This is a genomic window from Mesorhizobium sp. M0048 (assembly GCF_040323405.1).
Taxonomy (GTDB): Bacteria; Pseudomonadota; Alphaproteobacteria; order Rhizobiales; family Rhizobiaceae; genus Mesorhizobium.
In genome coordinates, this window is the sequence record NZ_JAMYUV010000004.1 from 61446 (window position 1) to 74179 (window position 12734).

The following is a 12734-nucleotide window of genomic DNA, read 5'->3' on the forward strand; positions in this document are numbered from 1 at the left end:
CATGGCTGATACTATCGATCCCAAGACCATTGAACAGGGGGACGAGGAACGCCACCGCGCCAAGATGGCCAAGCGCAAGGCGGTGCAGGACGCCGAGGTTGCAGCCAAGACGGTCGAGAAGGGGCTGTTGATCGTGAACACCGGGCCGGGCAAGGGCAAGACCACGGCCGCCTTCGGTCTGGCGCTCAGGATGCTCGGCTACGGCAAGCGTGTCGGCGTCGTCCAGTTCATCAAGGGCAAATGGCACACCGGCGAGAAGGACGCCTTTGCCGCCTTCGGCGACCGTGTCCTCTGGCACGCCATGGGCGAGGGCTTTACGTGGGAGACGCAGGACCTGAAACGCGACATCGCGGCGGCCGAGGCCGCCTGGGCGAAGGCGCTCGAGCTGATGGCCGAGCCGTCGATCAGCCTGGTGGTGCTCGACGAGTTGAACATCGCGCTGCGTTACGACTATCTCGACCTCGAAAAGGTGGTCGCGGCGCTGAAGTCACGCCGCGAAGGCCTGCATATCGTCGTCACCGGCCGCAACGCCAAGCCGGCACTGGTCGAGGCGGCCGACCTGGTCACCGAGATGGCCGTGACCAAGCACCACTTCTCCGCCGGCGTGAAGGCGCAGCAGGGGATTGAGTTCTGAGGGGTGTTGCTGGTTTGTCAAGGTCAGCGCTGCCCCTCATCGCCTGCCGGCGACTTCTCCCCGTGAAGGACGGGGACAAGGAGCTAGCCGCAACGCTGGCGATCTCCCTCTCCCTGTCTTTTCACGGGGAGCTAAGGCTGAGGGGCAGCGCCGACCTGAACCGATTATTTGAGGCGTTGCCCTATTTTGTTCTTGCTTTGTGCCGGCAGCTATGCTATTAATTTCGCTATGGTGCTAATTGGCTCCAACGACCCGCCGCTTGGCGGGTTTTTTGTTTCCGTCGATCTCGAGCGCAGGTCACGCCAAGATAACAACCACTGCGACCACCCCGAACAGCGCAATCAGCAGCAAGTCGGCGACCTGGTAGAGTTTCAGCGCCCGTCGGACGTCGGTGCTCTCGACATCGTCGCGGCGGCCGCCCTCGCCCATCAACGCGTCTTCGACCATCACGCCGTCGTAGGAACGGGGGCCGGCGAGCGCCAGGCCGAGCGCGCCGGCCATCGCTGCCTCCGGCCAGCCGGCATTGGGCGAGCGGTGTTTTTTCGCATCGCGCCGCACGGCGTGCCAGGCGGCTTTGGCGTCGGCGCCCTTGACCAGGAAAGCCGCAAGCACGATCAGCAGCGCCGTCAGCCGCGACGCCGGCAGGTTGATCCAGTCGTCGAAGCGCGCAGCCGCCCAGCCGAAGGCTTCGTGGCGCGGCGTGCGGTGGCCGATCATCGAATCGGCGGTGTTTGCGGCCTTGTAGGCGACGCCGCCGGCGAGCCCGCCAATACCGATCCAGAAGGCCGGCGCGACGACGCCGTCGGAGAAATTCTCGGCAAGACTTTCGATCGCTGCGCGGCAGACAGCGGCCCTGTCGAGCTTTTCCGGATCGCGGCCGACGATCCTGGAGACGGCGATGCGGCCCATGTCCAGTCCGCCGCTGTCGAGTGCGTCGGCCACCGCTTCGACATGCTCGGCCAGGCTCTTCTGCGACAGCAGCGACGTCGCCAGGATTGCGGTGACCAACAAGCCGAAGGGAATGCTCCAAAGCATGACTTCGATCCAGAAGGCGAGGGCGGCCGGCACCAGCACGATCACCAGCAGCGCGACGACGCCCCAGCGGCGACGGTCGGCGTCGGAATCAGTGGCGCGGTTGAGCCTGCGGTCGAGAAAGGATATCAGCCTGCCGAACCAGGTGACGGGATGGCCAATGGCATCGAAGAGCCGGGCCGGGTAGCCGAGTACAAGTTCGATGGCCAGCGACAGGAAAGTGATCAGGATCGACATGAAGTCTCTTGATGGGGTGACGGCGGCAGTGGACCACGGCGGAAGCCTTGGCCGGGCGAGGGCGCTTTTCCCTCACGCGCCGCTGCCTTTCGTCGACCTCTCGACCGGGATCAATCCGCACTCCTACCCGCTTTTCGATTTGCCCGCCACCGCCCTGTCGCGATTGCCGGAAACGGCGCGCAGCCGCGACTTGGCTGAAGTCGCGGCAAGCGCCTATGGCGCGCCGTCGGCGGCGAACGTCGCGGCGGCGCCCGGCACGCAAATCCTGTTGCCGCGCGTCGCTTCGCTGGTCAGCCCGGGCAAGGTGCTGGTGCTCGGGCCGACTTATGCCGAGCATCGGCGGGCAGCAGCGATCGCCGGCCACGCGGCGGCTGAAGTCGATAATTTCGAAGCCCTGGCGGCGGCCAACCTTGCGATCGTCGTCAATCCAAACAACCCGGACGGGCGCGTCGTCGAGCGCGAAAGATTGCTTCGACTTGCCCGGGCATTACGCGCCAGAGGCGGGCTGCTGGTCGTCGACGAGGCCTTCATGGATGTCGGCCCGCGCAGCGAGAGCCTGGCCGGCGACGTCGACCAGGGCGGCATCGTCGTGCTGCGCTCGTTCGGCAAGTTCTTCGGCCTGGCCGGCCTGCGGCTTGGGTTTGCATTGGCCGACGCGCTGATGGTCGAGCGGCTGGAGGCGCAATTCGGGCCATGGGCGGTTGCCGGGCCGGCGCTCGAATATGGCATAAGGGCGCTTGCCGACACCGGCTGGCAGGCCGGGATGCGGCGCCGTCTGGCCGAGGACGCCGCACGGCTCGACACGCTGTTCGGCCGCTTCGGCGTGCCTGTCGCCGGTGGCACCACGCTGTTCCGCTATCTCAGGCTGGCGAACGCTGCCGGCCTGTTTTCGGCGCTTGGCCAGCGCGGCATCCTGCTTCGGCATTTCGCCGATCGTCCGGATGTGCTGCGCGCCGGCCTGCCGGGAGCCGACGAAGAATGGCGGCGGCTCGAATCCGCACTTGCCGGCTGGGCCTCGCGGCGCGACGATGATGCCAAGGGAGAAACGACCCAATGATCCATGTCTGCTCGCTGTCCAAAGTCGAGGAAACGGTAGCGAAGACCGGCGCCGGGCGGCTGCTTTCGCTGCTCGCCGCCGGAACGGAGGTGGTGCGACCGGCCTCGATCACCAGGGAAAACCATCTGCATCTGGTCATGCACGACATTGCGGTGGCGCAGGAGGGCATGACCATGCCGGGCGAGGAGCACGTTGTGACCCTGCTCGATTTCGCCCGCCAATGGGATCGCTCGCGCCCGCTGGTGGTGCATTGCCATGCCGGCATCAGCCGCTCGACCGCCTCGGCCTATATCATCGCGGCAGCGCTGGCGCCGAAGCGCGACGAGGCCGAGTTGGCCGAGACTCTGCGCAGGCTGTCGCCGACGGCGACACCCAATCCGCGGCTGATCGCGATCGCCGACACGCTGCTCGATCGCAGGGGCCGAATGATCGAAGCGATCCAGGCGATCGGGCGCGGCGCGGATGCTTTCGAAGGCACACCGTTCGAATTGAAAATCTGAGCCTAAAAACAAGTTCCAGGAAAGAGCGCAGGAGTTCTAGGACACAGCCAAGGAGCGAATGATGATCGGGAGAATTTTGGCAATCGTTGTTGGCGTGGTCTGCACGACAGGCAGCGCCATGGCCGCCTCCATGCCGGCTCTCAAGTCGATCGACCTGGCAGCGCTCCAAGCCACTGTCGAGCGTTTGGCCAAGGAACTTATGCTGCCCGGTGCTATGGTTTTGCTCAAGACTCCGCGGGGCAACCTCGTCTTCGGCTACGGTACGACTGACTGGGTGCCACGAACCCGCCGCGCGCCGATACCCACTTCCGTGCGGCCTCGAACACCAAGACGATGACCGCCGCTGTTATCGTGCAACTGGTGCAGGAACGGAAACTGAGCTTCGCCGATCTGATCTCGAAATACGTCCAGCGCGTTCTCAACGGCGACGAGATAACCATTCGACAGCTCATAACAATGCGGAGCGGCCTCCCTAACTTCACAAATGCGCCGGAACTTGCCGAAAGCCTGGACAAGTATCCTTACAGGGTATGGACCGCCGATGAAGTACTCGGTATGGCGTTCAAACGGCCGCCGGACTTCGCGCCGGGTGCCGAATTCGAGTACAACAACACCAACTACTATCTGCTCGGCCTTGTTGCCGAGAAGATCGACGGCAAGCCGCTCTCGACCATCTTCCGGGACCGCTTGTTCGGGCCGCTCGGCATGAAGAACACGGCGTTGCCGCCGAGCACGTCGAACACCATCCCCGAACCATACTCAAACGGTTACCTCTACGGCAGTACGTCGTACGCCCTGGCTGATGCGCCCTATCCGGACGACCTCCAGGCTGCGGCCAGGGCCGGAACGCTCAAGCCCAACGACGACACATGGCAGAACCCGTCCGCCTACTTTGCGGCTGGCGGAGTCATCTCCACCGCCGATGACCTCGCGACGTGGATGCGCGCGCTGGTCGGGGGCAAGCTCTTCAATGCCGACTTCCAGCGGCAGTGGCTTGCAAGCCCTGTGGCGCCGGAGCCGGGCGAACCCGCCATGCAAAAATACGGCTATGGCATCCTAACGCTGACCTTCGGGCCTAACGTAATCTACTATCACGAAGGCGAGGTGCCCGGTTACCAGTCCTTCATGGGCTACGATCCGGCCAATGACGTCACCCTGGTCATATGGACCAACCTGACTCTCGCGCTCGACGGCCAGGCGACCGCCAACACCTTGATGGTGAAGATACTGGACGAAATCTACACGGTGTCGCCGCTTCAAGAGGGGAAGTGAGGATCCTCGCGCGCGAATGGAATCGCCCCTCGTGAGCGAGGCCTGAGCTGGTGGGATCAAACACCTACGCCAGCCAATCCGCCAGCTTGGCCTTGCGCATGTCCCTCACCAAGCCGATGAAGCCGTCGGCCTGATGCTCGGCGGTGAGCCGGCCTTTTTCGGCGGTGGCAATGCTGGCGTCGCCGACCACGCCATTCGGGTTGAGATCGCTGGCGATCCAGGCGAAGGCGTGCGTTCCGGTGTGGCGCAGCAGCGAAAATTCCTTTTCGGCGCGGGCAACCTTGGACACGAAATTGTCGGCCTTGGCCATATCGACGAGGTCGGACCGGAAATGCAGCATCAGCGAGGTCTCGACGTCGCCGCCATGAATGCCGTGGCGGTCTTCGAGATCGGTGTACATACCGGCCGGCCGGCCAAAGCGCTGCCAGCTGGTCTTTAACGCCAGCATCTTTGCCCGCACACGCAATTCGCGCGTGACGATGCCCATGATCTCTTCATTGCCGCCATGCGAGTTGACGACAATCAGTTTTCGGACGCCGGCGCGCGCGACCGACAGGCCGAGTTCGGTCCATGCCTCGACCAAGGTCGTCGCCGGCAAAGTGAGGGTGCCGGGCGCATGCAGGTGCTCGTTCGACTTGCCTACCGCCTGCACCGGCAGGATGCGGATGTCGAGATCGCCGGGCAGGCGGGCGATCACCGTTTCCAGCATACCGTTCATGATCGAGGTGTCGGTCGAAACCGGCAGATGCGGCCCGTGCTGCTCGATCGCTGCCAGCGGCAGAACGGCAATGGTCGCCTCAGGATCGATGGTCGCGTATTCGGTGGTCCGGTAGTCACCCCACCATACGCGCTTTTTTGTTCCGGCCATTTTGAACCTCGAAGAGACTGAATGGGCGTTTGCGCTGCCCCTCACCCTTAGCCTCTCCCCGTGAAGGACGGGGGAGAGGGCGATCGCCAGCGTTCCGGCTAGCCCTGTCCCCGTCACTACACGGGGAGAAGGTGCCGGCAGGCGGATGAGGGGCAGCGCCAACCTTTGTCGTGTAACTTGAGATCATCGGCCTGTCGATTCCAGCCGCTGGCCAGCGCCTGCTCAACCCGCAGCGATGACCTCGATCTCGACCTTGAATTCCGGCCGGGCAAAACCGGAAACGACCATCAGCGTCGAAGCCGGCGCAGGGCTGGCGAACAGCCGGTCGCGAACTTCCATATAGGGGCGCAGGAAGGCGCGGTCGGTGACGTAGGCGTTGATGCGGACGATGTCGGACAGGCTGAGCCCGGCCTCGCCGAGAATCGCCGATATATTCTGGAAACAGAGCTCGGCCTGCGCGCCGGCGTCTTCCGGGATCTGGTCGTCCGCTGTGATCGCAACTTGGCCCGAACACAGCACCAGCCGCTTGCCGGGTGGCAACTCGACGCCGTGGCTGTAGCGGGCGAAGGGCGGCTTGATCGACTTCGGCGTGAGAAATTTGAACATGGCAATCTCCGTTCACGGCAGCCTATCGCATCGGCCCGAAAATCGAGATCGATTTTCGGAAAGCACGATGCGACAGGATACGAAGTTTTAGAGCGTACTTTGTGCGTCCAAGTGGACGCACGTCGCTCTAATGCGGGATCGATGCGGGCATCAAGATGGCGGTGCATGTCACGAGGGCGATTGTGGACAGGCGATCAAAAAATAGGCACGATGCCTTTCGTACAGCATGACCCGTCCGGCCTTCGCGCCGCCATTGCACAGGCGGGCATTGCACAAGCGGGCGGTCCCGGCGCAACGCGCCGGTGGCATGTGTCTTGCTTCTTGAAACAATGGTGTCGAGCCCGCCGCGTAATGCGCCGGAGCGAACAAAGGGTGGTGTGGATGTACGGAAAACTGAAGATTTCGGCCGGCGCGATCGTGCTGCTTGGCGCAGGCACGCTTGCTGCGGCAGCGAACGAAAAAGTCACCTTCGGCACCAATTGGTTGGCCGAGCCGGAGCATGGCGGTTACTACCAGGCGGTGGCGGATGGCACCTATGCGGCCTGCGGCATCGACGTGACGATCATGCAGGGCGGCCCACAGGTCAGCGGCCGGCCGCTGCTGCTGGCCGGCAAGATCGATTTCTACATGGGCGGCAATTTGCTGTCGGCCTTCGATGCCGTGCAGCAAGGCATACCGATGCGCGTCGTGGCCGCCGACTTCCAGAAGGACCCGCAGGTCATCATGTCCCATCCCGGCCAGGAGCTGGACAAATGGGAAGACCTGAAGAACGCCGACCAGTACATCCTCGGCGACGAAGGTGCGCAGACCTTCTTCCAGTGGATGGTCACCGACCTTGGCTTCGATGCCGCCAAGCGCGTGCCATACACCTTCAACCCTGCGCCGTTCATCGCCAACAAGAAGTCGATCCAGCAGGGTTACGTCACCTCGGAGCCATTCGCCGTTCAGAAGCAGGGCGGTTTCACGCCGAACCAGTTCCTGCTGGCCGACTATGGCTGGGACACATATGCAACGACGGTCGAGACCATGCAGGAGACGATCGACAAGCGGCCCGAGGTGGTCCAGTGCTTCGTCGATGGTTCGGCCAAGGGCTGGTACAATTATCTCTACGGCGACAACAAGGCCGCCAACGAAATGATCAAGAAGGAAAATCCGGACATGACGGATGAGCAGATCGCCTTCTCGATCGAGCAGTTGAAGAAGTTCGGCGTGGTCGATTCCGGCGACAGCGAAAAGCTCGGCATCGGCGCCATGACCGACGCGCGCATCCAGAGTTTTTACGACAAGATGGTCAAGGCGAAGGTCGCGCCGGCGGGCATCGACATCAAGAAGGCCTACACGCTTTCCTTCGTCAACAAGGGCGTCGGGCTCGACCTGAAGAAGTAGACCGTGAAGCTGGAGAAAGTGGCGCAACAGCCAGGAAGTGTACCGGGGCCGACGCTGTTGGCGCTGCGTGGCGTCGGCAAGGTTTTTTCCAACGGCGTCACCGCGCTCAGCAATGTCGAGCTGACGATCCGGGAAGGCGACTTCCTCAGCCTGCTCGGCCCGTCCGGCTGCGGCAAATCGACGGCGCTGCGGCTGATTGCCGGCCTGTCGACGCCGACCTCGGGCCTGCTCGACTGGCGCGGCAGCGGCGCCCGCGATCGTTCGAATATCGGCGACCGTTCGAATATCGGCTTCGTCTTCCAGGAGCCGACGCTGCTGCCCTGGGCCGACGTCTTCGACAATGTCTGGCTGCCGCTGCGGCTGAAGGGCGTGTCGCGGGCCAAGGCGGCACCGACGGTGATGGAGATGCTGGCACGGGTTCACCTGACCGGCTTCGAGAAGGCGGTGCCGCGCGAACTGTCGGGCGGCATGAAGATGCGCGTCTCGATCGCCCGCGCCATGGTGACCAAGCCGCGGATTCTGTTGATGGACGAGCCGTTCGCGGCACTCGACGAGATCACCCGCTTCAAGCTCAACAATGACCTTCTGGAGCTATGGCAGGATGAGCATTTCACCGTCGTTTTCGTCACCCACAGCGTCTTCGAAAGCGTTTTCCTCTCCAACCGCGTCGTCGTCATGGCGGCGCGGCCGGGCCGAGTGTTCGCGGAGCTTGCCGTCGACGCGCCCTATCCGCGCGACGAGGCGTTTCGCACCTCGCCCGACTATGCCGCGCTCTGCCGCCAGGCATCCGACGTGCTGATCGGCGCCATCAACTCAACTGCCGGACCGCATCATGACGGCCATTGAAGAACCAGTCCTGGCGCTCGACCCGGAGGAGGCGCGCCGCGTCCGCCAGGAGCGCTTCGAGCGCATCGGCAGATGGCTGCTGCCGCTGGCCATCATGATCCTGGCGATCTGGCTGTGGGACCGTGTCTGCGTCTGGAACGACGTCCCGAAATACATCCTGCCGCGTCCCGGCGTGGTGCTGCAGACGTTGCATGACGATGCCGGGCTGCTGTTCTCCTCGCTGCTGGTGACACTCAGGATCACCTTCTTGAGCCTGCTTCTCGCCGTCATCGGCGGCGTCGGGCTGGCGGTGCTGTTCGCTCAGTCGAAATGGGTGGAGATGTCGTTCTTTCCGTTCGCCATCGTGCTGCAGGTGACGCCGATCGTCGCGATCTTTCCGCTGATCAACATCTATGTCGACAACCAGACGACAAAGCTTTTGCTTTGCGCCTGGATCGTCGCCTTCTTCCCAATCCTTTCCAACACCACGCTCGGCCTCAATTCGGTCGACCGCAATCTGCGCGACATGTTCAAGCTCAACGGTGCGACCCGCTGGCAGCAATTGCGCTATCTGCGGCTGCCGGCGGCGATGCCTTATTTCCTCGGCGGGCTGAAGATCGCCGGCGGGCTGTCGCTGATCGGCGCGGTGGTGGCCGAGTTCGTCGCCGGCGCCACCGGCCAGTCGTCTGGCCTCGCCTCGCGCATCATCGAGGCCGGCTACCGGCTCAACGCACCAAGGCTGTTCGCCGCGCTGATCCTGATCTCGCTCACCGGCATCCTGATCTTCCTGGTTCTGTCGCTTGTATCGCATCTCATTTTGCGGCGCTGGCACGAGAGCGCACTGAGGCAGGAGCGGTAGGCATGGTCGGCGCCGTTACCCCCCTCTGTCCTGCCGGACATCTCCCCCTCAAGGGGGGAGATTGGACCTCATTTCGGATTTCGCCAATTACTGACGTGGCAAGGCGCGTGCCCCGGTTGAAGCTGCCGATCTCCCCCCTTGAGGGGGAGATGTCCGGCAGGACAGAGGGGAGTGCGGCTTGATACCAGCCTCTGGTCCTTATCATCTTGCAAACGTTCGTGTTCATCAGTCGCTGACGCCAGGACTGGCCGCAGCATTCGATGCCGACGGCTTTGCGCTTACGGATATCGCCGTCGCCAACGGAAAAATCTCCAGCATTGCAGCACATCAGCGATCCAATGCACCGGCAGGCGCCATCGACCTCGGCGGCCGGATCGTCTTGCCCTGCTTCGTCGACTGCCACACCCATATCGACAAGGGCCATATTTGGCCTCGAACGCCCAACCCGGACGGCACCTTCATGGGCGCGCTGAACGCAACGGGCGCCGACCGGGCGGCGCGCTGGAGCGCCGACGACGTTGCCCGCCGCATGGATTTTTCGCTGCGCTCGGCCTATGCGCATGGTACCAGGGCGCTGCGCACGCATCTCGACAGCGTTGCGCCGCAGGAAGAGATCTCCTGGCCGGTGTTCGAGACGATGCGGGATAAATGGCGCGGCCGCATCGAGCTGCAGGCGGCCTGCCTGCTCGGCATCGAGGGCGTGCGCGACAGGAAATGGTTCGAGAGGCTGGCCAAGCGAGTGGCTGCGGCCAACGGCGTGCTCGGCGTCGTCACCTATATGGTGCCGGATCTCGAAGAACTACTTGACCAGGTATTTGCGCAGGCGATCGAGCACGGCCTCGATCTCGATTTCCATGCGGACGAGACCGACGATATCGCGGCGATCTCGCTGAAGAAAATCGCCGAAGCCGCCCTTTGGAACGGTTTCGAGGGGAACATCCTGGTCGGCCATTGCTGCTCGCTGGCGCGCCAGCCCGATCTTGACGTGCTCGACACGCTAGACAAGGTCGCCAAGGCCGGCCTGGCGGTGGTGTCGCTGCCGATGTGCAATCTCTATCTGCAGGACCGGCGCGGCGACAACACCACGCCGCGCTGGCGCGGGGTGACGTTGCTGCACGAGATGAAGGCGCGCGGCATTGCCGTGGCCGTCGCTTCCGACAATACGCGCGACCCGTTCTACGCCTATGGCGATCTCGACATGCTTGAGGTTTACCGGATGGCGACGCGCATCCTGCATCTCGACCATCCCGTCGCCGACTGGCCGCAAGCGGTGACTTCGACGCCGGCCAAGGTGATGCGGCTCGACGGTTTCGGCACGCTTGCCGCCGGAGCGCCGGCCGATTTCGTCGTCTTCAAGGGGCGGAGCTGGACGGAATTGCTGTCACGGCCCGAATCGGATCGCATCGTTGTACGCGACGGCCTGGCGATCGAGCGTCAGTTGCCCGATTATGCCGAACTCGATGATCTGATGGTGGAATGATGGATATTGCGGCGCTCAAGCGCGACCTGTACGGTTTGAAGATCGACGACCATCCGGCGATCGTCCAGCAGAAGAGCCGCGACTTCTACTGGTACAGCCCGGTGCTGAAGCAGCAGCTCGATCACGTCACCGGCGACCTGATCGTGACGCCGAAAACCGAAGACGAGGTCGTCCGCATTCTCGCCGCCTGTCACCGGCATGGCGTGCCGGTGACGCCGCGCGGCAGCGGCACTGGGAACTACGGCCAAGCGATGCCCTTGTCCGGCGGCGTCGTGCTCAATCTCGCCGAGATGAACGCGGTCAAGACGATCGCCCCCGGCCGTGTCGTCACCGACCCCGGCGCCGTGCTCGCCGACATGGACAGAGCGACGCGGGCGCATTCCGGCCAGGAGCTCCGCATGTCGCCGTCGACCTACAACACGGCGTCGATCGGCGGCTTCGTCGCCGGCGGCTCCGGCGGTATCGGCTCGATCCGCTGGGGCGGACTGCGCGACCTCGGCAATGTCATCCGGCTGAGGACCGTGACGATGGAGGCTGAGCCGCGTGTCATGGAGCTCACCGGCGAGGACGTGCTGAAGGTGATGCATGCCTACGGCACCAACGGCATCATCACCGAAGTCGAGATGCCGCTGACCGCCAGCTATGACTGGATCGACGTCATCGTCGGCTTCGACGATTTCATGGATGCGGCCGGGTTCGGCAACGACCTCGCCATCCAGGACGGCATACTGGCGAAACTGATCACGCCGATCGCAGCACCGATCCCCTACGATTATTTCAAGCGCCACCAGCGGTTTTTCCGGCGCGGCCAAAGCATCGTCGTCCTGATGATCGCACCGCATGCGATGGATGCCTTCCTTGCCTTCACGGCGCGCAGCAAGGGCGAGATTGTCTTCCGGGCCGACAAGGAGGCCGATCTCAAAGGGTTGCCGCCGGCCTATGAGCTGACCTGGAACCACACGACGCTGCGTGCCATCCGGGTCGATCCGACGATCACCTACCTGCAGACCCGCTACCCTTCGCCGGACCACCTCGGCCACGTCAAGGCGATGGTCGATCGCTTCGGCGACGAGGTGCCGGCGCATCTCGAATTCATCCGCTTCGACGGCGCCATCGGCATCGCAGGGCTGCCGCTGGTGCGTTTCACCACGGCGGAGCGGCTCGACGAGATCATCCGCATCCACGAGGACAATGGCTGCTGGATCTTCAACCCGCACCGCTACACGCTGGAAGAAGGCGGCATGAAGCGCACCGACGAGGTGCAGCTCGCCTTCAAGCGCGAAACCGACCCGCAAGGGCTGCTCAATCCGGGCAAGATGATCGCCTGGGAAAATCCGGACTATGATTATCGCTCGGGCAAGTCGTTTCTGTTCAAGGGGCTGGAGAACGCGGGTTGAACATCCTCGTCCTCTACGCTCATCCGGTGGAGACCAGCTTCAATGCCGGCCTGCACCGGACCATCGTCGAGCGCCTGAAGGCGGCCGGCCATGTGGTAGACGACTGTGACCTCTATGCCGAGAATTTCGATCCCAGGCTGACGCGCGCCGAACGGATGTCCTATCACGACGAACGCAGCGACGGCGATCCGGCGTCGCCTTATGTCGAGCGCTTGCTGCGGGCCGAGGCGCTGGTGCTGTCGTTTCCGGTGTGGAACTTCGGCTATCCGGCCATTCTGAAAGGCTTTTTCGATCGCGTCTTCCTGCCCGGTGTGTCGTTCAAGCTGGTCGCCGGCAAGGTGCAGCCGTCACTGCACAATATTCGCAAGGTGGTCGCCGTCACAACCTATGGCGGCAGCCGGTTCCGAGCCATGCTGATGGGTGACCCGCCGCGCAAGCTGGTCAATCGGGTGCTGCGCGCGACGATCCAGCCCGGCGGGTCGGTTTTACCTTGCGCATTACTCGATGAACCAGTCGACCGAGGGCAGTCGGACCAGGTTCGTGGCGAAGGTCGCGGCCAGGATGGACGCGCTCTGAGGTGC

Annotated in this window: 13 protein-coding genes and 1 pseudogene; 11 read left to right on the plus strand and 3 right to left on the minus strand. The window is 63.6% G+C overall.

Annotated features, from left to right (window positions below):
- The first annotated feature begins 1 nt into the window (after position 1).
- Positions 2–634 (plus strand): cob(I)yrinic acid a,c-diamide adenosyltransferase, encoded by a 633-nt coding sequence (gene cobO, locus NKJ84_RS05845; protein ID WP_352477569.1) that lies wholly within the window; start codon positions 2–4, stop codon positions 632–634.
- A gap of 297 nt (positions 635–931) precedes the next feature.
- Here the strand turns inward: cobO and cbiB are convergent, their stop codons facing one another.
- On the minus strand, positions 932–1903 hold the full coding sequence (cbiB, locus tag NKJ84_RS05850; RefSeq protein ID WP_352505718.1) for an adenosylcobinamide-phosphate synthase CbiB: 972 nt from the start codon (positions 1901–1903) through the stop codon (positions 932–934).
- Here cbiB and cobD point away from each other — a divergent pair.
- From cobD to NKJ84_RS05870, 4 genes are all read left to right on the plus strand, one after another.
- On the plus strand, positions 1902–2960 hold the full coding sequence (gene cobD, locus NKJ84_RS05855) for a threonine-phosphate decarboxylase CobD (RefSeq protein WP_352505719.1): 1059 nt from the start codon (positions 1902–1904) through the stop codon (positions 2958–2960). The genes cbiB and cobD overlap by 2 nt on opposite strands.
- Entirely contained in the window at positions 2957–3460 is a 504-nt protein-coding gene (locus NKJ84_RS05860) for a tyrosine phosphatase family protein (RefSeq protein ID WP_352505720.1), read from the plus strand. The genes cobD and NKJ84_RS05860 overlap by 4 nt, the downstream gene beginning before the upstream one ends.
- A 61-nt stretch (positions 3461–3521) precedes the next feature.
- Positions 3522–3797, plus strand: a complete 276-nt coding sequence (locus NKJ84_RS05865; RefSeq protein ID WP_352505721.1) for a hypothetical protein — start codon at positions 3522–3524, stop codon at positions 3795–3797.
- A complete protein-coding gene (locus NKJ84_RS05870) occupies positions 3794–4732 on the plus strand; it encodes a serine hydrolase domain-containing protein (RefSeq protein ID WP_352505722.1) in 939 nt (312 codons plus the stop codon). Before NKJ84_RS05865 ends, NKJ84_RS05870 begins: the two co-directional genes overlap by 4 nt.
- Positions 4733–4796: 64 nt before the next feature.
- Here the strand turns inward: NKJ84_RS05870 and NKJ84_RS05875 are convergent, their stop codons facing one another.
- Together NKJ84_RS05875 and NKJ84_RS05880 are read right to left on the minus strand one after the other, a co-directional pair.
- On the minus strand, positions 4797–5600 hold the full coding sequence (locus tag NKJ84_RS05875; protein WP_352505723.1) for a creatininase family protein: 804 nt from the start codon (positions 5598–5600) through the stop codon (positions 4797–4799).
- Between the two features lie 222 nt (positions 5601–5822).
- Positions 5823–6206 (minus strand): RidA family protein, encoded by a 384-nt coding sequence (locus NKJ84_RS05880; RefSeq protein WP_352505724.1) that lies wholly within the window; start codon positions 6204–6206, stop codon positions 5823–5825.
- A 381-nt stretch (positions 6207–6587) separates the two neighbouring features.
- Here NKJ84_RS05880 and NKJ84_RS05885 point away from each other — a divergent pair, with 381 nt between their 5' ends.
- The 6 genes and pseudogenes from NKJ84_RS05885 (at position 6588) to NKJ84_RS05910 (ending at position 12729) form a co-directional block, all read left to right on the plus strand.
- On the plus strand, positions 6588–7592 hold the full coding sequence (locus tag NKJ84_RS05885) for an ABC transporter substrate-binding protein (RefSeq protein WP_352505725.1): 1005 nt from the start codon (positions 6588–6590) through the stop codon (positions 7590–7592).
- A gap of 3 nt (positions 7593–7595) precedes the next feature.
- Positions 7596–8438: an ABC transporter ATP-binding protein gene (locus NKJ84_RS05890; protein WP_352505726.1), complete on the plus strand. Its 843-nt coding sequence runs from the start codon at positions 7596–7598 to the stop codon at positions 8436–8438.
- Positions 8425–9276 carry an ABC transporter permease gene (locus NKJ84_RS05895; RefSeq protein ID WP_352505727.1) on the plus strand — a complete coding sequence of 284 codons (852 nt, stop codon included), beginning with the start codon at positions 8425–8427 and terminating at the stop codon, positions 9274–9276. Before NKJ84_RS05890 ends, NKJ84_RS05895 begins: the two co-directional genes overlap by 14 nt.
- 178 nt (positions 9277–9454) lie before the next feature.
- Complete coding sequence (locus NKJ84_RS05900; RefSeq protein ID WP_352505728.1) at positions 9455–10756, plus strand: cytosine deaminase; 1302 nt, start codon at positions 9455–9457, stop codon at positions 10754–10756.
- On the plus strand, positions 10753–12153 hold the full coding sequence (locus NKJ84_RS05905) for an FAD-binding oxidoreductase (protein ID WP_502896041.1): 1401 nt from the start codon (positions 10753–10755) through the stop codon (positions 12151–12153). The genes NKJ84_RS05900 and NKJ84_RS05905 overlap by 4 nt, the downstream gene beginning before the upstream one ends.
- A pseudogene (locus NKJ84_RS05910) lies at positions 12150–12729 on the plus strand (NAD(P)H-dependent oxidoreductase). The gene NKJ84_RS05905 and the pseudogene NKJ84_RS05910 overlap by 4 nt, the downstream one beginning before the upstream one ends.
- The last annotated feature ends 5 nt before the right edge of the window (positions 12730–12734 follow it).